Annotated in this window: 19 protein-coding genes; 14 read left to right on the plus strand and 5 right to left on the minus strand. The window is 46.7% G+C overall.

The features are described 5' to 3' along the window. The first annotated feature begins 15 nt into the window (after window positions 1-15). The 10 genes from T487_RS0106800 to T487_RS0106845 all read left to right on the plus strand — a co-directional run bounded on the left by T487_RS0106800 (window position 16) and on the right by T487_RS0106845 (window position 8279). A complete protein-coding gene (locus T487_RS0106800) occupies window positions 16-936 on the plus strand; it encodes an ACP S-malonyltransferase (RefSeq protein ID WP_031575667.1) in 921 nt (306 codons plus the stop codon). After that, a complete protein-coding gene (fabG, locus tag T487_RS0106805; RefSeq protein ID WP_423219169.1) occupies window positions 936-1670 on the plus strand; it encodes a 3-oxoacyl-[acyl-carrier-protein] reductase in 735 nt (244 codons plus the stop codon). The genes T487_RS0106800 and fabG overlap by 1 nt, the downstream gene beginning before the upstream one ends. A 13-nt stretch (window positions 1671-1683) precedes the next feature. Further along, complete coding sequence (gene fabF, locus T487_RS0106810; RefSeq protein WP_031575671.1) at window positions 1684-2910, plus strand: beta-ketoacyl-ACP synthase II; 1227 nt, start codon at window positions 1684-1686, stop codon at window positions 2908-2910. After that, on the plus strand, window positions 2911-3384 hold the full coding sequence (gene accB / locus T487_RS0106815; RefSeq protein ID WP_031575674.1) for an acetyl-CoA carboxylase biotin carboxyl carrier protein: 474 nt from the start codon (window positions 2911-2913) through the stop codon (window positions 3382-3384). A gap of 7 nt (window positions 3385-3391) precedes the next feature. Beyond that, a complete protein-coding gene (fabZ, locus tag T487_RS0106820; protein ID WP_036909311.1) occupies window positions 3392-3811 on the plus strand; it encodes a 3-hydroxyacyl-ACP dehydratase FabZ in 420 nt (139 codons plus the stop codon). 9 nt (window positions 3812-3820) lie between these two features. Next, window positions 3821-5176, plus strand: a complete 1356-nt coding sequence (accC, locus tag T487_RS0106825; protein WP_423219167.1) for an acetyl-CoA carboxylase biotin carboxylase subunit — start codon at window positions 3821-3823, stop codon at window positions 5174-5176. Beyond that, the gene (gene accD, locus T487_RS0106830; protein WP_031575682.1) at window positions 5163-6044 is read left to right on the plus strand and encodes an acetyl-CoA carboxylase, carboxyltransferase subunit beta; all 882 of its coding nucleotides are present in this window, start codon (window positions 5163-5165) and stop codon (window positions 6042-6044) included. Before accC ends, accD begins: the two co-directional genes overlap by 14 nt. Continuing rightward, window positions 6041-6838, plus strand: a complete 798-nt coding sequence (accA, locus tag T487_RS0106835; RefSeq protein ID WP_031575685.1) for a carboxyltransferase subunit alpha — start codon at window positions 6041-6043, stop codon at window positions 6836-6838. Before accD ends, accA begins: the two co-directional genes overlap by 4 nt. Before the next feature lie 123 nt (window positions 6839-6961). Further along, a complete protein-coding gene (locus T487_RS0106840) occupies window positions 6962-7291 on the plus strand; it encodes a PadR family transcriptional regulator (RefSeq protein ID WP_031575689.1) in 330 nt (109 codons plus the stop codon). Between the two features lies 1 nt (window position 7292). Continuing rightward, complete coding sequence (locus T487_RS0106845; protein WP_031575692.1) at window positions 7293-8279, plus strand: permease prefix domain 1-containing protein; 987 nt, start codon at window positions 7293-7295, stop codon at window positions 8277-8279. 72 nt (window positions 8280-8351) lie between these two features. Here the strand turns inward: T487_RS0106845 and T487_RS0106850 are convergent, their stop codons facing one another. Next, entirely contained in the window at window positions 8352-9989 is a 1638-nt protein-coding gene (locus T487_RS0106850) for a M20/M25/M40 family metallo-hydrolase (RefSeq protein ID WP_031575695.1), read from the minus strand. Window positions 9990-10171: 182 nt separating this feature from the next. Beyond that, window positions 10172-11107, minus strand: coding sequence for a DUF4349 domain-containing protein (locus tag T487_RS0106855; protein WP_031575698.1), 936 nt, complete (start codon window positions 11105-11107; stop codon window positions 10172-10174). Window positions 11108-11269: 162 nt separating this feature from the next. Here T487_RS0106855 and T487_RS0106865 point away from each other — a divergent pair, with 162 nt between their 5' ends. Further along, window positions 11270-16984: a DUF4011 domain-containing protein gene (locus tag T487_RS0106865; RefSeq protein ID WP_031575701.1), complete on the plus strand. Its 5715-nt coding sequence runs from the start codon at window positions 11270-11272 to the stop codon at window positions 16982-16984. A 31-nt stretch (window positions 16985-17015) separates the two neighbouring features. Here the strand turns inward: T487_RS0106865 and T487_RS0106870 are convergent, their stop codons facing one another. The 3 genes from T487_RS0106870 to scfA all read right to left on the minus strand — a co-directional run bounded on the left by T487_RS0106870 (window position 17016) and on the right by scfA (window position 20093). Next, window positions 17016-18443: an aminotransferase class I/II-fold pyridoxal phosphate-dependent enzyme gene (locus T487_RS0106870; RefSeq protein ID WP_031575702.1), complete on the minus strand. Its 1428-nt coding sequence runs from the start codon at window positions 18441-18443 to the stop codon at window positions 17016-17018. Then, entirely contained in the window at window positions 18444-19853 is a 1410-nt protein-coding gene (gene scfB, locus T487_RS0106875) for a thioether cross-link-forming SCIFF peptide maturase (RefSeq protein WP_036909290.1), read from the minus strand. Between the two features lie 90 nt (window positions 19854-19943). Beyond that, complete coding sequence (scfA, locus tag T487_RS16215; protein ID WP_074542643.1) at window positions 19944-20093, minus strand: six-cysteine ranthipeptide SCIFF; 150 nt, start codon at window positions 20091-20093, stop codon at window positions 19944-19946. Between the two features lie 239 nt (window positions 20094-20332). Here scfA and T487_RS0106885 point away from each other — a divergent pair, with 239 nt between their 5' ends. The 3 genes from T487_RS0106885 to T487_RS0106895 all read left to right on the plus strand — a co-directional run bounded on the left by T487_RS0106885 (window position 20333) and on the right by T487_RS0106895 (window position 22522). Further along, window positions 20333-20983, plus strand: a complete 651-nt coding sequence (locus T487_RS0106885; protein ID WP_031575707.1) for a GDSL-type esterase/lipase family protein — start codon at window positions 20333-20335, stop codon at window positions 20981-20983. Window positions 20984-20987: 4 nt separating this feature from the next. After that, window positions 20988-21755, plus strand: a complete 768-nt coding sequence (locus T487_RS0106890) for an IclR family transcriptional regulator (RefSeq protein ID WP_081827578.1) — start codon at window positions 20988-20990, stop codon at window positions 21753-21755. Between the two features lie 122 nt (window positions 21756-21877). Then, window positions 21878-22522 (plus strand): bifunctional 2-keto-4-hydroxyglutarate aldolase/2-keto-3-deoxy-6-phosphogluconate aldolase, encoded by a 645-nt coding sequence (locus T487_RS0106895; protein ID WP_031575712.1) that lies wholly within the window; start codon window positions 21878-21880, stop codon window positions 22520-22522. Window positions 22523-22526: the final 4 nt, after the last annotated feature.

Genomic DNA, 22526 nt, shown 5'->3' on the forward strand with positions numbered 1-22526 from the left:
AGGAGACATGGACAGATGGCAATACGCTTTTACTTCCCCGGACAGGGGGCACAATATGAGAATATGGGCATGGATTTTTACGAATCCTTCGATTCCTATAAAAAACTTCAGGAGGAAGTGGCCCTCGTCGCAGATCTGCCTCTTTTAGAAATCCTGAAGGATCCGGATGCGCTTTCTGAAACGGAGAATGCGCAGCTGGCCATCTTTTCCATGAGCTTTGGCATCGCAAAGCTTCTTTCGGAAGAAGGGATCTTTGCAGATGAAGTCATGGGCATCAGTCTAGGAGAATATGCAGCTCTTGCTTACAGTGGAGCAGTTCGGCAGCTGGATACAGTGAAAATGCTGAAAAAGCGTTCCTATTTCATGTCCTTGGCAGCCAAGGAGAAAGAAGGGTTTCTAGCCGCAGTTTCTTTCCTGGAGGAGTCTCTTGTGGAAGAAGCGGTCTCCACCACAGAAAACGTCTATGTCTCAAACTATAATGCGCCCAATCAGCTGGTTGTGGGGGGAGATGCACAGAAGAAAGAGGAGATTCTTTCAAAACTGAAGGAAAAGGGCGCAAAGAAAGTCACTTTCCTTTCCGTTTCCGGTGCTTTCCATACGAAATATATGGAAAAAGCGGCTCTTTATTATGGAGAATATCTGAAAAACATCAAGTTCTTCCCACCAGAAATTCCAGTCTATGCCAATGTCAAAGGGAACCTCTATGAAAGAGGGGATGACTTCAGAAAACTTCTTTCCGATCATGTGGATCATCCCGTAAGACTGTCTAGTATCCTCTCTTCTATGGAAAAGAAAGAAGAGGATCTTCATGTGGTCCTTGGACCTGGAAAAGCCATGGCGTCCATTCTCAAGCAGAACAAGGTGCCAGGAGAAGTGGTCCTTGTGAGCAGTGTGGAACAGTTCAAAGAAGCAGTTAGAAGAGTGAAGGAGAGGTAATTATGTCAAAAAAGACTTGTATCATCACAGGAAGCGGCAGAGGCATCGGTAAAGCCTGCGCCACTCATTTTGCGAGAAACGGCTACAATGTGGTGGTGAATTATGTGAACCGGGAACCTTCGGCGCTGATTGAGGAACTGGAGGAAATGAACGCCTCCTATCTGGTTGTCCAAGGAGATGTGTCAAAATCAGAAGTTGCCAAAGAAATGGTTCAGAAAGCAGTAGAAGCCTTTGGCCAGATTGATGTTCTCATCAACAACGCAGGAATCACAAAAGATGGACTTCTTATGAGAATGAAAGAGGAAGACTTCATGTCCGTTCTGGAGGTGAATCTATTAGGGGCATTCCAGATGACCAAAGAAGTGACATCCCACATGATGAAGAAGCGTCAAGGAAGAATCATCAATATTTCTTCTGTGGTGGGGATCCATGGAAATGCAGGGCAAAGCAATTACGCAGCCTCTAAAGCGGGACTCATCGGGTTTACCCTGTCCATGGCGAAAGAACTGGGAAAAAGAAACATCACCTGCAACGCCATTGCCCCCGGGTTCATTGAGACGGAGATGACAGATGTCCTCAGCGACAAAGTCAAAGAATCCCTCTATGAGAGAATTTCACTGGGGCATCTGGGAAAGACAGAAGATGTGGCAAACCTTGCCTATTTCCTGGCTGGAGAAGAAAGTGCCTATATCACCGGTCAAGTCATCAAAGTAGATGGCGGCATGAGCCTTTAGGAGGAGTACAGACATGAGAAGAGTAGTCATAACAGGAATGGGGACTGTAAACCCCATCGGAAACAGTGTGGAAGAGCTGAAGGAGAGCCTTAGAAATGGCACCTCCGGTGTAGCAAAAATCACACAATTTGACACAGAAGGATTCAAAGCGACTCTGGCCTGTGAAGTGAAGTTCGAGGGACTGGATGAGCTCATCGGAAAAAAAGAAGCCAGACGTATGGACCGATTCACAAAACTTGCTGTAGCTGCCTGTGAAGAAGCAGTGAAGGATGCGAATCTCATGGATGCCTATGATCCATTTGATGTGAGCATTTATGTGACCTCGGGCATCGGAGGCCTTACCACCATGGAAGAGAATATGAAAAAGTATATGGAAAAAGGTCCAGGCAGAGTATCTCCATTCTTCATTCCCATGAACATTCTCAATATGGCAGCAGGAGAGATTTCCATGCGTTACAAAGCCATGGGAATTTCCTTTGCACCGGTCAGCGCTTGCGCATCTGGGACCCATTCCATCGGAGAAGGCTTCCGCGCCATCAAACATGGCTATACCAAGGCAGCCATCGTTGGAGGGTCTGAAGGATCCATCACACCCATGGCTGTGGCTGGATTCTCCAACATGAAAGCACTGAATGAAACCACCGATGTTCTGAAAGCATCCATTCCTTTTGACAAAGACCGGGCAGGATTTGTCATGGGAGAAGGTGCAGGCGCTCTTATTTTGGAAGATCTGGAAGAAGCACTGAAAAGAGGCGCGACGATTTATGGAGAAGTGGTGGGCTATGGCGCCACCACCGATGCTTATCATATGACACAGCCTCATCCTGAAGCTCTAGGGGCCTATATGGCCATGAAGAAAGCGCTGGAGGAAGCTTCCATCGACCCCTCAGAAGTATCCTACATCAATGCCCATGGAACCAGCACTCCGATGAATGACCGTCTGGAATCCATGGCTGTGATGAATCTTTTTGGAGACAAAACACCCGTATCCAGCACCAAATCCATGACAGGACATCTTCTTGGCGCAGCAGGGGCTGTAGAGTCCATCATTTCCATCATTGCGATTCAGGAAGGATTCATTCCAGCGACGGTGAACACAAAAGAAATCGATGAAGAAGTGAAAGCCAATGTCATCATCGGAAAAAACCTTAAGAAGGATCTTCAGTATGTGCTCTCCAACTCCCTGGGATTTGGCGGTCATAATGCGTCTCTTCTCTTTAAGAAATGGGAGGGAAAGTAGATGGATCTGAAAGAAATACTGCTGCTTCTTGAAAAGTTTCAGGATTCAGACCTGACTCAGCTGAAAGTGCAGCTCTCTGGAGATCTCTTTGAGGCTAAAAGAGGACAGGACTATTCCGAAGAATCCTATGTGAAGCAGGAGACTGCAGCTAAAAAATCTTTTGTTCGGACACAGCCTGAGACAACCACTGAAAAAGAGGAGCCTTCCACTACACTGGAAGAGAGTCTGGAAGGGCTCATTCAGGTGAACGCACCTCTTGTGGGTACATTTTATGCAAGACCAGGAGAAGATGAAGATCCTTTTGTAAACTTAGGGGATACAGTGAAGAAAGGACAGGTGCTCTGCATTCTGGAAGCCATGAAGGTCATGAATGAAATCAAGAGTCCTTGTGATGGCGTTGTAAGGAAAATCCATATGAAGGATGGAGAAGCAGTGGATTTTGGAAAAACCATGTTTCTTCTGGAGGAGGTTTAAAATGGAGATGGACATCAGAGAAATCATGAAAGTGCTGCCCCATAGACCTCCGTTTCTTCTCATCGACAGAATCCTCTCCTGCGAGCCAGGAGAAAAGGTGGTGGCGCTGAAAAACGTCACTTACAACGAAGAATTCTTCCGAGGACATTATCCGGACTACCCGGTGATGCCTGGGGTCCTCATTGTGGAAGCTTTAGCTCAAGCAGGAGGATATGGCATCTTATGTATGCCTGAGAACAAAGACAAGACCCCATTTTTTGGTGGGATGAACAATGTGAAGTTCAGGAAACAGGTGGTGCCAGGAGATACCCTCCGGCTGGAAGTCACCATTGAAAAACTCAAGCGTTCCTTTGGAAAAGGAAAAGGCATGGCGTATGTGGGAGAGGATCTTGTCTGCGAAGCAGAACTTACTTTTATGTTAGGATAGGTGGTTATTTTGAAAATACTCATTGCCAATCGTGGAGAAATCGCAGTCCGGATCATCCGGGCTGCCCATGAGATGAATATAGAGACGGTGGCGGTTTATGCGAAAGCGGAAGAAGACGCCCTCCATGTGAAGCTGGCGGATGAGGCCTACTGCATCGGAGAGAAGCATTCCTCCGAAAGCTACCTGAACATGGAGAATATCCTCATGAGCGCTGTGCACTCCGGTGCGAATCTGGTGCATCCTGGCTATGGTTTTCTGTCGGAGAATCCAACCTTCCGAAAACTTCTCCGGGAATGCAGCATCGGATTCATCGGTCCTAGTGAAGAAACCATGCTTCAAATGGGAGATAAGTCCATGGCAAAATCCCTGGCAAAGAAGGCAGAGGTCCCTGTGGTCCCTGGATCAGAAGGAGAAGTGCATTCTTTGGAGGAAGCAAAGACCACTGCAGAAACCATCGGCTATCCTCTGCTTATCAAAGCTTCCAGTGGTGGCGGCGGCAAGGGCATCCGCATCGTGGAAAAAGAAGAGGAACTGAAGAGTGCATATCTCGGGGCAAAGAAAGAAGCTCTGGCGAATTTTGGAGAAGATGGCGTCTATATGGAACGGTACCTGAAAAATCCGAGACATATCGAGTTCCAGATTCTAAGAGATCAGCATGGAAACACCATCCATCTTTTTGAAAGAGACTGCTCCCTGCAAAGAAGAAAGCAAAAGGTGCTGGAAGAAGCACCCTCACCAAAGCTTTCCGAAACCCTCCGGAAAAAAATGGGGGAAGCGGCTGTGCGCCTTGCTGAAGCTTCGGATTACCTTGGAGCGGGCACCATTGAGTTTTTGGTGGACCGTGAGGAGAATTTCTACTTCATGGAAATGAACACCAGAATTCAGGTGGAGCATCCAGTGACGGAAATGATCACCGGAGTGGATCTCATCAAAGAGCAGATCCGGATCGCCTTGGGCCATCCTCTGTCTGTTTCACAGGAAGAGCTGAAACTTACAGGCCATGCCATTGAGTGCAGAATCAACGCGGAAGATCCGGACAACGGATTTATGCCATCCCCAGGTCTCATCAGCTTCCTGCACTTTCCCTCCGGAAAAGACATCCGGGTGGACAGCGGTTGCTATCAGGGCCTACGGATTCTGCCCTACTATGATGCCATGGTGGCAAAGCTCATCGTTCATGGAAAAAATAGAGAAGAGGCCATTCTTAAAATGCAAAGTGCTCTTTATGAACTGAGCATCGAAGGTATTGTGACCAATCAGAGCTATCAGGAGGATCTTCTCCGGGAAAGCTTTTTCCAAAGCGGAGAGTATCATACGCTGAGCCTGGATTCTTTCCAAAGGGGGACTGTAGATGGCGCTGTTTAAAAAAGAACGGAAATACTTCGCACTGCATACCCATGGAGTGGAAACCCCATCTCCTGAAGCGGTAGAGGTTCTCACTCCGTCTATCCCTGAAGGGCTTTATCATAAATGCAGACACTGCGAGAAACTGGTTCTTCGGGAAGACCTGGAGAAAAACCTGAAGATCTGCCCCAAATGCGGCGGATATGAACGCATGGGTGCCTGGGAACGCATTGACATGATTCTGGATCCATCCACCTTCCGGGAAATCAATGACCGGATTGTGGGGAAAAATCCACTGGATTTTCCAGATTACGAGAAGAAGATCGAACAGGTGCAAAAAAGCTCTGGTCTCACAGAAGCCCTGGTCACCGGTTACGGAAAGATCGATGGAGTGAAGGTGGCAGTTGGTGTCATGGATGCCAGTTTCATCATGGGCAGCATGGGCTCTGCCGTAGGGGAGAAAGCAGCCTCTCTGGTGGAGTTTGCCACCTTCTATAAGCTACCCCTCATTCTGTTCTCCGCCTCTGGTGGCGCCAGGATGCAGGAAGGCATCATGTCTCTGATGCAGATGACAAAGGTGTCCTATGCCCTGAAAAAGCACCATGAGGAAGGTCTTCTCTATATTTCTGTACCGACAGATCCCACCACTGGTGGCGTTACGGCTTCCTTTGCGATGCTGGGAGATTTCATCATTGCAGAACCCAAGACCCTCATAGGATTTGCTGGAAGAAGAGTTATCGAAGGCACCATCAAAAAGAAACTGCCCGAGGACTTTCAAAGTGCTGAGTTTCTTCTGCAGAAAGGATTTCTGGATGCAGTGGTGAAAAGAGAAGAGCTTCGAAAATATCTTGGCAGGATTTTAAGGATCCATGAAGGAGGGGCTTTATGAACGCCTGGGAACATGTACTGAAGGCCAGAGATAAGAAAAGACCTCTGCCTCATGATTTTATGAATCATCTGTTTCAGGAGTTCGTGGAGCAGAAAGGGGACCGGCTTTATGGAGAGGATGGTGCTGTCTATGGCGGAATCGCTTTTTATAAAGGCATTCCCGTGACGGTGATCTCCATCACCAAAGGAAAAGACATGGAGGAGAACATACGCCGAAACTTCGGCAGCCCCAATCCGGAAGGCTACCGAAAAGCGCTGAGGCTCATGAAGCAGGCTGAAAAATTCAATCGGCCGGTATTTATGTTTGTGGACACCAAAGGCGCCGGATGTGCAGTGGAAGCGGAAGAACGAGGACAAGGGGAAGCCATTGCCAGATGCCTCTTTGAAAGCGCATCCCTCCGGGTGCCGATTCTTTCCATCATCACCGGAGAAGGCGGAAGTGGCGGTGCATTAGCTCTCGCCTCAGGAGATGAGGTGTATATGCTGGAGCATGCCATCTATTCTATCTTATCCCCAGAAGGGTTTTCTTCGATACTGTACAAGGATGCAAAAAGAGCAAAAGAAGCCAGCGATATCATGAAAATCACCGCTGAAGATCTATATGCTCTACACATCATCGAAGGGATCATTCCTGAAGGAGAGGACATTTCAGAGAATTTATCTGAAGTTCTCCTGAGGATGGAAGAAATCCTCGACAGATTCATCGGTAAAATGAAAGAAACTTCCGTGGAGACGATGCTGCAGAACCGATATGAGCGGTTCAGAAAGTTTGGCGAAGTCTCCTGGAAACCTTAAAAAAACATCCCATGGTTCAATGGAACTGTGGGATGTTTTTTTAAGTAAAGTACTTGACCAGATGTACTGCATCTGATAGAGTAAAAGTACTACATCAGATGAAATAGTAAAGGGGATGAGCGTTTGATCAGTTCGGATGTCCTACGGGGATACAATGATACCATGGTCCTTTACCTTCTGCTTCAGGAGCCTTCCTATGGCTATGAGCTGGCAAAGAGAATCAAAGAAACCAGCAGTGGCATCTATACCATGAAAGAAACTACGCTGTATGCAGTTTTTCAGAGATTGGAGAAAAATGGTCTGGTCACTTCCTTTTATGGAGATGAAACCGGCGGCAAAAGAAGGACCTATTATCAGATTACTGAAGAAGGAAGAGCGTATTACAAAGAAAAATGTGCTGAATGGTCACTGACAAAAAAAGTCATTGAACGCTTTATTGAGAGGGGAGAATAGAATGGACACCATCAGAACTTATCTAGAAAACATGTTTCTGCATCTGCCGAAGAATCCAGAAGTTAGACGTGCAAAGGAAGAACTTCTCAGCATGATGGAAGATAAATACCAGGAGCTGAAACGCGAGGGCAGGAGCGAGAATGAAGCCATCGGTATTGTTATATCTGAGTTTGGTAATTTAGAAGAAATAGCCGAGGAACTGGGGCTTACAAATTTCATGCATCAGGAGAATAAAAGAAAAAACCTCAGAGTGATTTCCAAGGAAGATGCATCACATTTCATGGAGAATCGGGAGAAAGCTTCTTATAAAGTTGCCTTAGGGGTTGTACTCACCATCTGGTCTCCTATACTGCTCATCATACTATCGTCCACGGAGAAAGAGTTCCTGGGTGTACAAAATGGTGGTATGGCCTTGGGTCTTTTTGTCCTCATCGTCATGGTGGCAATAGCCGTTGGTCTTTTTATTCTGAGCGGTGTAGAGTACGGCAGGTATGATTTGGATAAGAATGCTGATTTTACCTTGGATTTCCAGGCAGAAACCTATCTCAGAAATGAAGAGGAGAGAAACCGTCTGTCCATGGCGATCAAAATCATCATAGGAGTGGTCGTGTGCATTGTCAGTGTGCTTCCACTGATCCTTCTAGGAATCTTAGATGTAAGAGATGAAATGCTCATCATGGCGGTGGCGCTGCTTCTCTTTCTTGTGGGGTCTGCGGTATTTCTTTTTGTCCTGGCAGGTTCACAGCAGTCCAGCATGGATATTCTTCTGAAGAAGGGAGAGTACTCCATGGAAGCGCGGAAGAGATCCAAAAAAGCAGAAACCATCGGCAGCATTTATTGGCCTCTCATTGTCCTTGTCTATCTTTACTGGAGCTTCACCTCAGGACTTTGGGGATTCACTTGGATCATCTGGCCTCTGGCTGGACTTCTCTTTGCAGCCATGGTCGGCGTTGCGGGACTTATTTCTAAAGAAGAAAAGAACGAATAAAGTCAAAAAATTAGAGCAGTGTAAGATTCATGTCTTACTCTGCTCCTTTTTGATTTGATTTCTAAGATAGACTTATTTTTCTAGAAGTCCCAGCACTGTATTTAAGAAAATCGGTGGCAGCTTCTCGAAAGAATACTCCTTTTCAATACGCTCTGTATACTGGTGGGCATCAAAGCCATAAGGTCCGATATTCGCCACAGGAAGGCTCAGGTTTCGGATCTCCTCCAAGGGAAGCTTATAGGAGACGGAAAATCCTGGCATATTTTTCTTTAGAGCCTCAACAGCTTCGGCCTCAGGAAGGGAGAAATAGCTGAGATCAGAGATATAAGGATAAAACTTCCGGAATACCACTGGATGGGGACCATTTTCATCTGTGAATCCTTCCAGAATACTCAGAAGCTTCTTCTCCACTTCTGTTTCTCCTGTCACCGCCATATGAGGATAGTAAGGAGGGGAGAAGTAAAGAAGCATCAGGGGCTCTTTTCTGCCAGAGATCTTTGTGAGCTCCTTGGCCATGTGCATGGAGACTTCACGCTCATCTGTGATTCCTTGGGATAAAAGCTTCTCTGCATAGGCATTCATATGTCCTGAAAGATCCTTGAATGTTCTCTCCACTTGAAGAAAGAGTTCTTCATAAGTCAGCACAAGGACTTTCCAGGGTAAGGTGCCCTTTGGAAGATGCATCCTTTCTGTAAAGACATTGTACTGTGCCTGAAGCTTCGTGATGACGCTCTGGAAGGATTCCTCCGCCTCTTTTTTCAGCTGAGCCAGCACTTTTTCAGGCGTGATGCCGTGGGTGGCGTAGTTGAAGTAAACTTCAGCATCCCGGTTTGTCTGTACGGAGTACTCTGGCTTCAGGTCTCTCAGACGGAGAGTCACAGGAGGTACGGTCACTTCTCCCATGGATTCATCTGAAAGGGCCACATTCAGATTGATCTTTCGCACAAGCTCGGATGCAAGCTCGTTGGCGTCCAAGCCCCCGAAAGGGTCTCCCACATGGGTTTCTTTGCCCACGATATAGAAACTGGGCATCAGTTTTCCTACGGTTCCCGCATAAAGATAACGGTTATTATCATGAAGGGTCCTTGTGGAGGTGTAGTCCGTATCAATAGCCACGGTGTAGTGGAATTTCTCTTTGTTTTTTAATTCCACAAGCTTCGGCACACAGGACAGCATTCCTCTGGAGTTTCCTTCTTCATCTGAAACAAAGCAGGCAACAAGGTTTCCTGAAAAATCAGAAAGACTGCCAGAAGCAGCTTCCAGAAGATGCGCAATCATTGACACACCGGACTTCATATCAAGAACACCACGGCCAAAGAGATACTCTCCACTTTCAAGGTCTTTCTGAACGGCTTCTGGAAGATCCAATTTCTTCAGTTTATCCGGAAGCAGATCCGGATTTGTTGCATAAGGGGCCAAAGCGCCATAATCGGATATACCCACGGTATCAATATGACCGATGAGCACCACTGCAGTACTGTTTTCCTCTTTTTGACCTTTCAGGACCGCCATGAGAGAGTTTCTCCGCTGAGGATCCTCCAGATTCTCCACAAAAAACAGGTCTTCCGGATGTTCTTTATAATAGGGCAGTGCAGAAAGCACTTCATAGAGTTTTTCGCTTACACGGTTTTCCTCTTCTGTGCCCACAACACTTTTTATGTTCACCAGCTCTTTAGTCAGTTCGATAATTCTACGGCTTGACAGCTTCATTTCATGACGCCTCCCATCTGTTCTTCCACTCCATTTTAGATGATTTTCACTGAATAATCTAGGATTCGCCGCAAAAGAATGAGACGATTCTTTCTTAGAGGAGAGAATCGTCTCTTTGAGGTTGTATGATTCATAAACGAAGCGTTCCATACTGTTCTCTGTAAAGAAAGGAGACTGTATCCTTACTCTTTACTGGAAGGTCCGAGGGCTTCTTTGCCTTTTGCAGGTGTTCTCTTCTTCCGTACTTTCACCGCGATGAAGACCAGAACAGAAAGAACTGCCAGGAAGGGAAGAATGTAGATTACAGCGATGGCAAAGGTCACAAGAGATTCCTCAAAGAAAGCCAAGGAATCTTTGAGTGCTTTACCCAGTCTTTCGGAAAGGGTTGCCTGGATGCTCTCGCCGGTGGTAAGCTTCGCCACTTCTTGAACATAGACGCTTACAGTGCTGTAACTTATGGCCTCATTCAGGTAGTTGATTTCACCTTTTAGGCTTTCAATCTGGTACATGATGTCCTGGAGCCTGGATTCGATGTTGATGATATCCTCCATGCGGTCTGCTTCCTCATAGAGCTCATTCAGTCTCTTTCTCTGGGCTTCCAGCGACTCCAGCCTTGCGGTGGTGTCGTTGTAGTATCTTGTGACATTTTGAAGGTTCGAATTCTCTGAAATGATGTGCGCCGTATTTTTCAGTGCCGTATTGAAGGCGGATACATCATTTTTAGGGATCCTGATGGTGTATCTGGCATATTTGAAGATCTTGCCTTCCATGGAGGGCTGATTATATACTTCAGAATACTCAATGTATCCTTTGAACTGAGCCACCAGCTCATCTACAGCTTTTACGGTCTCTGGAAAAGTCAAAGTTTCAAAATTCAAGGAATAGGTGCCGATGATCTTGTCTCCAGCGCCGCCGGTGGGACGTCCTGTATAGTCCGGAGTTCCTTCTCCATAAGAAGGTTCTTCTGCTGGTGCTACCGGCATGCCTGGCGCAACACTTGAGCAGTCTTCTGATTTTTCGTTGAGGCTTCCCCCAAAGAAACTGGATACAAAAACACCAATGAAGAGGATGACAACAACTGAACTGATGCCAATGATGATTTTACTTCTTCTTTTCATGGGAAATCCTCCTTACATACTCTCTTTCTTTAGCTATATTGTAAAAGTTCTGAGAACAGAAGTAATGACAAAATGATGCCAATTTTCACAAGGAGCAGAATTATCTTCAAAATATTTTGATAATGTACTAGAATGAAAGAAGAACGGCCCTGGGAGGATAGTATGAAAGTGAAGAACCTTATCGGACTCGACCTTGTCTACGCAGAAACGCTGCACTATGCCATGACGGTGCAGAACATACCATTCATTCGAAAATGTGTCCTGAAAAATCTGTCAGATGAAGCATTTTCTGAGATTACTGTGAAATTCACCTTTTCCGAAAATCTGGCAGAAGAGGTGCTTATCGCTGTAAGTTCATTGCCTTCGCAAGGAGAGATGGATCTGGGCTCTATACAGATTTCCCTTCGGAAAGAAATGCTGTTTCTTCTCACAGAGATGGTGCATCTGTCCATGAAGGTCCAAGTGATGAAAAATGAGGAGACTTTGTATGAACATCATTACCCCATAGAAGTGCTCTCCTATAATCAGTGGCAGGGCGCAGAAACCATGCCTGAACTTTTAGCGGCTTTTGTGACCCCCAATCATCCATCCATTGATGGCATTCTGGTGGAGGCATCCGAACTTCTGAAATCCTCAGGGAAAGACCCTTCATTCGAAGGATATCAGAGCAGAAATCCCAACCGGGTACAGGAGGAAGTCCATGCGATCTATCAGGCCATTGCCAACCGGGGCATCCGATATATTGGGCCTCCCGCTTCCTTTTATGAAACAGGTCAGCGCATCAGGCTTTCCAGCGAGGTCCTCGAAAACGCCATGGGCACTTGCCTGGATCTCACACTTCTTTTATGCTCCTGCCTGGAAGCCATTTCGCTGCATCCTCTGATTCTTCTTCTGGAAGGCCACAGCTGTCTGGGCTACTGGCTGGAAGAAGAGTTCTTTCAGGATCCGGTCCTTTATGATGTGGCAACCCTTCGAAAGAGGACTGCCGAAGGAATGGGTTATATTGGTGTTTTGGAAACCACCAGTCTTCGGGAAGGCCTGCGTCTTTCCTTTGAAGAAGCTGCGGCTCAAGGCGTGCAGCAGCTGGAAAAAGAAGGGGTCTTTCTTCTCGGAGTAGATGTAAAAAGAGCAAGAGCCGGTGGAATTCTTCCTTTGCCTGAGAGAGTGGAAAAAGATGGGAAAATCCTTCTTCTGGAAGAAGCAGCGAGAAAAGACCGGGCGGATAACATACCCGAACTGAAAGAAGTGGTCCGGGTCCTCTTTGAAGAAAAAGAAGGAATCCTTGACAAAAAATCCAGATGGGAGCGAAAACTTCTGGATTTAAGTCTTCGAAACCAGCTGCTCAGCTATCAGGAAAAAAGAAAAGGTCTTCGGCTTCTTGCACCGGATATCAAGCTTCTGGAAGATATGCTCTATGAGGGCAAAGAATACACACTCCTGTCAAGACTTAAAGATCTGGACCGGATGGAAGGCAGTGATGCCCTTTCTCCAAAAGAGATCGAAGAGCGTTTCCGTGAACTCCTTCAGGGGGAGTTTACTCAGGGGAAACTGCGCACACTCCTTGGAGATGAGGATCTGGAGAAGAAAATCACCAGGATTTTCAGGGAAGCTAGAACGCAGATGGAAGAGTCCGGAGCAAATCAACTGTTTCTGACGGTGGGAATGCTGAAATGGTATGAAACGGACAGCAGTCAGAAGGCCCGATATGCGCCGATCCTTCTCATTCCTGTAGAGCTGAAGAAGAAACTTGGAAAATTCACCTATTCTCTTTCCGCAAGAGATGAAGACACCTTGATGAATGTCACCCTTCTGGAGAAACTGAAGATGGATTTCAGTATGGATGTGAACGGACTGGAAGAGCTTCCTGTGGATGAGCGTGGTGTTCATGTGCTGGAGGTGCTATCGAGAATCCGAGGAGTCATCCTTGGCAAGAAGAGGTGGGACGTGCTGGAAGAAACGCATCTAGGACTGTTTTCTTTCAGTAAATTCGTGTTGTGGCATGATCTGAAGACGCAAGGTGACGCCATGAGAAACAATGAGATCATCGCATCTCTTCTGGAAGGGAAAAGGACTTTTCCTCTGGAGGAAGAAGACCTCGAAGAGACTCCGGAAGCAGACCCTTCAAAGATTCTTTTGCCCGTAAGCACAGATGCTTCACAGCTGAATGCTGTAAAGGAAGCGTTGAAAGGAAAGTCGTTTGTGCTGCATGGTCCTCCGGGAACAGGAAAGTCCCAGACCATCACCACCATCATCGCCAACGCCCTCTATCAGGGGAAGAAGGTTCTTTTTGTGGCTGAAAAAATGGCGGCCCTGTCTGTGGTTCAGAAAAGATTGGAGAATTTGGGCCTGGGCCATTTTTCTCTGGAAGTGCACAGCAACAAGAGCAAGAAAACGGCAATTTTGAAAAAACTGGAAGAAACCACGAAAACAGCGAAACATGGTACCGGACGTTTTGAGGAGGAGGCAGCAAGGCTCAAGGAGATCCGGGATGAACTGGCCACCTATGTGATGAAGCTCTATCAGAAAGATCCCCTAGGGTTCTCGGCCTATGAGTACATCGGAGGGCTTGAGTATCTTTCAGAGGTGCCAAAGATTAGAGATTTCCGAGTTTCAGTGGACAGTCTGAAAAAAGAGGATCTTCTGAAGCTCTGCCGTTTGGCAGAGGAGTTCTCTTCTTCTGTGCAAGCCACCGGTCCCTATGAAGATGCACCTCTTAAAGGAATCGGCCTTACAGACTACCAGCTGCACCTGAAAGAGCGGCTTTACGAGCCTCTGGAAGAACTCACAACCGCTGCAAGTAATCTCCAGAAAGCCTTGGAAATCGAGACCGGGACCCTGCAAGAACAGTTAAGCACCAGAAAAAAGCTCAATGCCTACATGGATTTTATTGCGTTTATGCAGGAGAAGACCATGGAAGATTTGTATTTGTTTGATTTCAGTACAGATGAGATTCTGCCTGCACTGCAAAAAAACTGGAGAGACCTGGAAAACCTTCTAAACACTTTGGATGCGGCGTATACGGATGAACTCTACAAGCTTCCTTGGAAAAACCTTGAAGAAGAGTATGCCAAGGGGGTCACGCAAGGAAAAGTGCTGGGCTTTCTTCAAAGAAGAAAGGTTCTGAAGGCGCTGTCTTCTGTAAAAAAATCCGGTTCCTCCACAGAAGAGGAGATGGTGCCTCTTTTTGAGACCCTTCATAAAATTCAGCGGGTAAAAGAAGAAATAAAGATGCAATCCAGCGGAAGAACACTACCAGGTTCTTCTCATTCTGAAAAGCCCATGTCCCAGGTTTTCGAAACCCTCAGGGGCGAAAAGGAGCATCTTCATGAGATTCTTGGAGCCTTTGACCAGGAGGAGAAAAAACAGATCCTCACCACGAAAGATAAAGTCCAGGGGGAGCCGGGGAAGAGGTTACTTGAGACCCATAAGAGTTTCAGGAGCGCCTTCATGGCCTTGGACTCAATGCTCCAGCTTCAAATAGACACCTTAGACAGCCTGGAAGGCAGCTATCCTGTACGGCTTTTAGACCGCTTGCTCACTTACAGGAACAATCTGGATCAGCTGCGCTCCTTTACAAGGTATAACGAGATCAGCAAAGTTCTCGAAGAAAACGGTCTGATCTCTTTGGTAGAAGCCTATCAGACAAGCAGCATCCCGCCAGAACAGATGAAGGATGCTGTGCTGAAGTCCATCTATACCATAGGATTTCAGGCAGTTCTTGAAAGAGAGCCCTTGCTTATGAAGGTATCAGGGGAATCCTATGAAGAAAAAATCCGCTACTTCAAAGAAGTGACCGTCCAATATGAAGAGGCGGCGATAAAAGAAATTGTTTCGGTTCTTTCAAGCCGGGTACCTGACCTCCTAAAAGAAGCCAGCAGCTCATCTGAGGTTGGCATTCTTCAGCGGGCTATAAGGAGCGGTGGAAGGGGAATGACCTTAAGGTCTCTCTTCGAGAAGCTGCCCCATCTGCTGCCAAGGATTACCCCTTGTATGCTCATGAGTCCTCTTTCCGTTGCCCAGTATCTGGGACCAGCCAAAGCTTATTTTGACCTGGTGATTTTTGATGAGGCTTCCCAGATGCCTACCGCTGAGGCGGTCGGGGCCATGTCAAGAGGAAAACATGTGGTCATCGTAGGGGATCCGAAGCAGCTGCCGCCCACCACTTTTTTCCAGGCGGAAAGAGAACTGGAAGAGGAGGATGGGGTGCTGGAAGATCTGGACAATATTCTGGAGGATGCCTTGGCTCTTTCACTGCCTGAAACCTCTCTTCTTTGGCATTACAGAAGCAGGCATGAAAGCCTCATTGCCTTCAGCAACAAAACCTATTACGAGAACAAACTCTATACCTACCCCTCTCCCAAAGAGAGAATCTCCAAAGTGTCCTATGAGTACGTGTCCTCAGTCTATGGACGAGGCGGAAGCCGGGCCAACAGAGTAGAAGCTGAAAAAGTAGTAGCGGAGATTCTTGCACGGGCGGAGAAAAAGGACGCGATGGAGTCCATCGGCGTGGTGACTTTTTCCACAGCCCAGAAAGACATGATTGAGGATCTTCTGGGAGAAGCATTCCGGGACAAACCCGAACTGGAAGAAAAATTCATGACCCCTGAAGAACCGCTGTTTGTGAAAAATCTTGAAAATGTTCAAGGAGACGAGCGGGATGTGATTCTGTTCAGCATTGGGTATGGACCGGATGAAAACGGAAAAATCACCCTAAACTTCGGTCCCTTAAACCGGGAAAACGGATGGAAAAGACTCAATGTGGCCATCACCCGGGCGAAGAAAGAGATGAAAATCTTCACCAGCATACAGCCGGAACAGATGGACATCACAAGAACTTCCGCTAGAGGGGTGGAGAATCTGAAAGAGTTTCTGGAATACGCCAGACGAGGCAGAAGTCTTCTTACATTGGATGCTCTGAAGCGGGAAGAGAAGGATGAAACTTTTCTCTATAGTGTGAAAAGAGCTCTGGAAGAAAAAGGTCTTCAGGTGGATGCCCTGGTGGGGTCCTCCAAGTATCGCGTGGACCTTGGGATCATCAACGAAACCGACAACAGCTACAAACTGGGCCTACAGTGTTTTGGTGCATCTTATCAGGAGGCGGAAACGGTGAGAGACCGGGATGTGCTGCAAGAATCGGTTCTGAAGGGACTGGGATGGCATATCCATAAAGTACATCCCCTGGACTGGACAGAAAACAAAGAGCATGAGATGGAAAAGATCTTCAGCATACTGAGGAATCTGGAGAACACTTCTTCAGAGAAAGAGCCTGCACGGTCCATGAGGCCTTTAGAGCCTGAAGCCCCCGCTGCACCTTTCTTATCCCAAGAAGGGGGCATCCCGTACCAAGAGGCTTCCTTTACACTGAAGACCTTCAGCTCTGAAGAGTTCAGGATGCCGAAAAATACAAGGCAGCTGAAAGACGTGATCCTTGGGATTGCAGAGATCGAAGCGCCCATCAGCCTGCCGGTTCTTTACCGCCAGGTGCTGAAAGCCTTTTCTGTCCGGTACACAGAAAAAAATGTGGAAACCATAGATGCGGTTTTATCCAGTCTTGGCTTTGAACTGCGAGAAGAAAATGGAATTCTGTTTCTTTACAGCGGTAAAGAGGACTCTCTAAAAACCTTCCGGACGGCCACAAAGACCTTGAAAAGAGAGGTGCTTGATCTTCCAGAGACAGAGCTTCTCCAAGGGGCGAGGTTTCTCTTGAAAACGCAGATATCTCTACCTGAAGAAGCGCTGAAAGAAGAGCTTTTAAAAATATTCGGACTGAAAAAATATACCGAGGAAGAAGCGGGGAAGCTTTCAGATGTTCTTCACCAACTGTCAAAGGAGCCTCAAATTACGGTAAAAGACGGGATTTATGTTTATCAGGCGTGAAAAAAGGAAGACCTCATTTGAGGTCTTCCTTTTATTTTAGAACGGTGATACCCATTTTGCTCTTGCTGGCAGATTTTAAAATGCCGTTGCCCTGAAACAGTTCTATAAGAAGCCTGACTTCTTTTTCTCCAATCCGCTCTCCCGGAAGAATTAGCGGAATGCCTGGCGGGTAAGGTGTGATGGTTTCAGCAGATATTCTGCCAAAAGCATTTTCCACTGGAATCTCTTCCTGCTCGAGAAACAGTATTTCTTCCAGATCATACAGAAGCTCCATCTCCTCACTGTAGTGCAGAATGAATGGAGAAACAGGGCCAGCCCACAGCTCTTCATTTTCTGTCCTTACGGCAGCTATCGCTTCTGGAAGTCTTTCCAGATCCTCTTTTCTGTCAAAGGGAGAGAGGATAAAGACTACACTATTGCCAAGGGTCATTTCTGCTTGGATCCTATGTTTTTTTCTCAGCTCTCCCATGAGAAATTCACCGGGTAATGGTGTCCTGATCACAAGGCGGGCAGCATCGGTGAAGGCATCCTCATTTCCGTACACCTCCACCTGAGGGATGCGGGCGAGCTGTTCTCGCAGAAGCCTCGCTTCTCCCAGAAGCTGATCATACAGTGCTTCGCCTTCTTCTTCCATAAGAGCCCGGGCGTTTTCCATGGACACCAGCATAGTGTAGGAAGGGCTGCTGGTTTGAAACACCCGCAGATAATGACGGATTCTTGACCGTTCACTTTCCTGAAGATCTTCTGAAAGATTAAGCACGGCTCCTTGGGTCAGCACCGGGAGTGTTTTATGAAAACTCACAGAGGAGACATGGGCTCCCATAGCCATGGCTGTGGGAGGCAGCTTGTCTGAAAAGGCGAAATGAGCACCGTGGGCTTCGTCCACTATGAGGTACAGACCGCGCATCTTGAGAAAATGCGAGATTTCTTTTAGTGGCGCCACCTTTCCATAATAATTGGGGGAGGTGAGGATCACAGCTTTGATCATGGGATACTTCTCATAGGCTTCTTTGATATCCGTTAAAGCCGGAGGCAAAGGCAAGGCCCATTCCGGATCCAGCTGCGGCTTTATGAATCTGGGTTTTAGGCCTCTTAGTCCTAGCGCCTGGAAAACACTCTGATGGCAGCTTCGTTCAAGAAGCACCTCATCTCCTGGCTTAAGAAGCCCAAAAATCATGGCGTAGTTCACTGCGGTGGAACCATTGACACAATAACAGCTTTCTTTGGATCCTATGGCCTTTGCCAGCAGAATCTGGGATGCTTTGATGCTTTCCTCCGGATAATGCAGATGGTCTGTCCCATTGATTTCCGTCACATCAAAGTCATAAAGATGCTCTTGCAGAAACGCAAGAGAGGGGACCGTTTTCCCGTTCCTGTGTCCAGGCATATGAAAACGGGAGGTTTCCTCCTTCGTGTAGGTTTCCAGCGCTTTGATCAGTGGCCGCTTTTCCATGTCCATTTACAGGAACAGCACCTTTTCTTCGGGCGCTTCCTCCTCTTCACTGAGCATTCTTTTTGCCTCTACCATGATGGCGCATTCCAGTCTTTTTCTCTGCATCTCGCAACCGATTCTATAAGGTTTCAGAATGTCTCCATTAAAGCTGAGGGCATTGGCGTGACACCCACCAGAACAGTAGAATTTAGAGAAACAGGTTTTGCAGTCTTCTTTGTGGTAGATATGGGCTTCTTTAAACATGGACTGCATTTCTTTGGGAAGGGTGAGTTCCTCATCATAAAGATTTCCCATCTTGTAGGCTTCATTTCCCACAAACTGATGGCATGGATAAAGATCTCCTTCAGGGGTGATGCAAAGATACTCTGTTCCTGCACCGCATCCGGAAATTCTTTTGATGACACAGGGTCCTTGAGTCAGATCCACCATGAAGTGGAAGAAGCTGAACGGATCCTTCTTCTCCTTGAGATCTGCATAGTACACTGCAAGTTTTTCATACTCTTCGAGAATTTTAGGCAGATCCTCTTCCCGGATGGCATAGGGATTCTCCTCAGAGGAGACCACAGGCTCCATGGAGGTATGAACAAATCCAAGCTCTTTAAAGTGCTTCACATCTTCTGAAAAGTCGAGGCTGTCCCGGGTGAATGTACCCCGGATATAGTAGCTTTTATTGCCTCTCTTCTCAATGAGCTTCTGATACTTTGGCACAATCACATCATAGCTTCCTTTTCCAGTGAGGGTCAGTCTCATATCATCATTGATCTGTTTTCTTCCATCCAGAGAAAGCACCGCGTTGTCCATATGGGTGTTGATGAAATCAATGGCCTCCTCATTGAGAAGCACCCCATTGGTGGTGATGGTGAAACGGAAATTCTTATGATACTCTTTTTCCAGTTCTCTGCCATACTGCACCAGGTCTTTCACCACCTGGAAATTCATCAGCGGTTCGCCGCCAAAGAAATCCACCTCAAGGTTTCTTCTGCTTCCGGAGTTCTTCACCAGATACTCCAGGGCTTTTTTTCCAGTCTCAAGAGGCATCAGGCATTTCTTTCCGCCAAAATCCCCTTGTTTTGCAAAGCAGTATTTGCACATAAGATTACAGTCATGGGCAATGTTGAGGCAGAGGGCTTTGACCACGGGTTTTCTATTTTTCATAAAGTCCATGGTTTCGTAAGCATCTTCTGTATATAAAAGTCCATCCTCTTCCAGGGTTCTGATTTCATCATAGGCAGAAGCCAGCTCTTCCTGAGGATACTTGGAAAGCTTCTCCATGGCCTCCTGAAGAGTAAGTTTTCCATCCCGGATCTCTTCATAAAAGTCCAGCATATCATAGGTGATTTCATCCAGCACGTGCACAGAGCCTCCATTGATATCCATGGCAATATGTACGCCGTTCATCGTAAATTTATGTATCATTTTTATCTTTTGCCTCCTTCAGGGCTTGTTGATTCAAGAGAAAAGGGAAGGGTCTATATCATAAACCTTCCCTTTAGGGTCTTTGCGTTCCTATCTGTCCAGATTTTCACATTCCTGATTCGCTACGGTACAGGATGTTTTGCAGGCAGACTGGCAGGATGTCTGGCATTTGCCGCATCCGCCCTTGGCAACGCTCTTCTTTAGAGTGCTTTTTGTCAAGGTCTTAATGTGCTTTTTCATGTTCATTCCTCCTCTAAATTAGCGTTACAATTATATCATATACGAGTATTATTGACCATAAAATGACAAGTTTTATCAACCAGAAGAGCCACAGAACCCCACATCCTCTGGTATCCAAAGGGTACAGCAATTCTCTTTGAGTCCTCTTCTCTTTTGTAACTGTTTTCCTTTCTTGAATTCCAGCTGCAATTGCATCATAATAAAAATGATAATAATAAAAGACCGAAAAGGAGACACCTATGCAGCGAAGAATATTATGTTTTGGAGACTCAAATACATGGGGATATAATGCCGAAGATGAAAGCAGGTTCGAAAAAGGAGTCCGATGGACCTCACTTCTTCAAGAGGCTCTTGGAGAAGAGTATGACATCATTGAGGAAGGACTGAGTGGAAGAACAGCATCCTGTGATGACCCTCTTTTTGAAGGTCTCAACGGATACAGCTACATCTATCCTTGCATTATGAGCCACAGACCACTGGATCTGATCATCATCACTTTGGGCACCAATGACGCCAAAGAACGCTTTAGTCTGACACCACTGAACATTGCCATGGGGATCATCCGACTGGCGGGAAGGGTAAAAAACACCATGACCGGCAGGGACGGGAAGGATCCGGAGATTCTTATTGTTGCACCCGCGCCCATCGGACCGCTATATAAGGAAAAGAATGCCTTCCATTCCATGGGCAGAGAGTCGGATCTGAAGACCAAGGAGATGATTCCTTTTTTGCACACCATGGCCAAAGAGGCGGGATATCATTTTATCTCTGCCGGAAACCATCTTTCCATGGGAGAAGTGGATCACATGCATCTTGATGCAGAAGGTCATAAAAAAATGGCGGAGCTCCTGGAAAGAAAAATCCATGAGATCTTCCAGGTCAGGGGGTGAGATTGTGGCAGATACCGTTCAGTCTATAGACAGAGCACTCTCCCTTTTGGAGATTCTGTCCTCCTCCAAAGAAGGCATGGGTCTTTTGGAACTGGGAGAGGCTTCCGGTCTTTCCAAAGGCACGGTGCACAGACTTCTCTATACCCTCACGGAAAACGGATATGTGAAGCAGCTGGAAAAAACAGGGAAATATCAGCTGACCATGAAGATGTTTGTCTTAGGAGCCAAACCCGTGGAGAAGATGGACGTGCTGATGGTAGCGCGCCCCTATCTTGAGAAGCTCCGGGATCTTTCAGAGGAAGTGGTCCATCTGGTGCTTCCCGATGGCCACGAAATCCTCTATGTGGATAAAGTGGAAACAGAAAACACCATCCGCATGTACTCCAACATCGGAAAGCGGGGCACTTTATATGCCACCTCCGTCGGCAAGGCAATGCTCTCTTATTATTCAGAAGAGGAAGTTCAAAAACTATGGCCCCAAATGGGCGTACATAAGCTGACAGAGTATACCATCACAGAGCTTCCGGACTTTCTTGAGGAACTTGAAACTATCCGAGAAAACGGCTTTGCTCTGGATCGGGAAGAGAATGAACTGGGGGTTCAGTGCATGGGAGCGGCGATTCTTGATTATACAAACACACCGGTGGCCGCATTCAGTATTTCCGGACCCGTTCAGCGAATGACAGAAGAAAAGATCAATACTTTAAAAGAAGCGATGCTGGAAACCAAACGTAAAATCTCAGAAGATCTGGGGTACTATAAAAAACGATAAGAATATCTGAAAATCTTCCATAAACCGATTGCAAGTAAACGGGTTATGGAGTAAAATAAACTTGCATTCAAATTATGGAACCATGTTCCACTATGTGGAACTAAAAATAAAGGAGGCCCATTATGATCCCAAAAATTGAAACCCTCACCAGAATCATAGACGCAGGTATTGTTGCGGTGGTTCGTGCAGACAGCGAGGAACAGGCAGAAAAAATCAGTAAAGCATGTATTGAAGGTGGTGTTCCTGCCATCGAAGTTACTTTTACCGTTCCTGGTGCACAGTATGTGATTTCTTCCCTGAAGAAGAAGTTCCCCAAAGAGGCGCTCATTGTTGGGGCGGGCACAGTGCTTGACTCAGAAACTGCAAGAATTGCCATTCTTGCCGGTGCAGAATATATCGTAAGTCCAGGATTTGATCCTGAAACCGCAAGACTCTGCAACAGATATCAGATCCCTTATATGGCAGGATGCATGACACTGACAGAAATCATCACCGCCATGGAAGCAGGTGTGGATGTGATTAAAGTATTCCCAGGCAGCGCATTTGGCCCTGACTTCATCAAAGCCATCAAAGGACCTCTGCCACAGACCGTGCTGATGCCTACAGGCGGTGTAAGCCTTGATAATGTAGACCAGTGGATCAAGAACGGCTGTATCGCCGTAGGCGTAGGCGGGGAACTTACAGGACCCGCAAAGAAAGGCGAATATGAAAAAATTACAGAAATCGCCAAACAGTTTGTTGAAAAAATCAAAGAAGCAAGAAAATAAAAAG

The sequence above is a fragment of the Proteiniclasticum ruminis DSM 24773 genome, assembly GCF_000701905.1.
Taxonomy (GTDB): domain Bacteria; phylum Bacillota; class Clostridia; order Clostridiales; family Clostridiaceae; genus Proteiniclasticum; species Proteiniclasticum ruminis.

Excerpts from the sequence above, each read along its gene's own strand:
- T487_RS0106885 (WP_031575707.1), top strand. The coding sequence starts at position 20,333 with ATGCAGCGAAGAATATTATGTTTTGGAGACTCAAATACATGGGGATAT.
- T487_RS0106855 (WP_031575698.1), bottom strand. The coding sequence starts at position 11,107 with ATGAAAAGAAGAAGTAAAATCATCATTGGCATCAGTTCAGTTGTTGTC.
- accA (WP_031575685.1), top strand. The coding sequence starts at position 6,041 with ATGAACGCCTGGGAACATGTACTGAAGGCCAGAGATAAGAAAAGACCT.
- fabF (WP_031575671.1), top strand. The coding sequence starts at position 1,684 with ATGAGAAGAGTAGTCATAACAGGAATGGGGACTGTAAACCCCATCGGA.
- T487_RS0106895 (WP_031575712.1), top strand. The coding sequence starts at position 21,878 with ATGATCCCAAAAATTGAAACCCTCACCAGAATCATAGACGCAGGTATT.
- T487_RS0106870 (WP_031575702.1), bottom strand. The coding sequence starts at position 18,443 with ATGGACATGGAAAAGCGGCCACTGATCAAAGCGCTGGAAACCTACACG.
- fabZ (WP_036909311.1), top strand. The coding sequence starts at position 3,392 with ATGGACATCAGAGAAATCATGAAAGTGCTGCCCCATAGACCTCCGTTT.
- scfB (WP_036909290.1), bottom strand. The coding sequence starts at position 19,853 with ATGATACATAAATTTACGATGAACGGCGTACATATTGCCATGGATATC.
- T487_RS0106800 (WP_031575667.1), top strand. The coding sequence starts at position 16 with ATGGCAATACGCTTTTACTTCCCCGGACAGGGGGCACAATATGAGAAT.
- scfA (WP_074542643.1), bottom strand. The coding sequence starts at position 20,093 with ATGAAAAAGCACATTAAGACCTTGACAAAAAGCACTCTAAAGAAGAGC.
- accB (WP_031575674.1), top strand. The coding sequence starts at position 2,911 with ATGGATCTGAAAGAAATACTGCTGCTTCTTGAAAAGTTTCAGGATTCA.
- T487_RS0106865 (WP_031575701.1), top strand. The coding sequence starts at position 11,270 with ATGAAAGTGAAGAACCTTATCGGACTCGACCTTGTCTACGCAGAAACG.
- accD (WP_031575682.1), top strand. The coding sequence starts at position 5,163 with ATGGCGCTGTTTAAAAAAGAACGGAAATACTTCGCACTGCATACCCAT.
- T487_RS0106845 (WP_031575692.1), top strand. The coding sequence starts at position 7,293 with ATGGACACCATCAGAACTTATCTAGAAAACATGTTTCTGCATCTGCCG.
- T487_RS0106850 (WP_031575695.1), bottom strand. The coding sequence starts at position 9,989 with ATGAAGCTGTCAAGCCGTAGAATTATCGAACTGACTAAAGAGCTGGTG.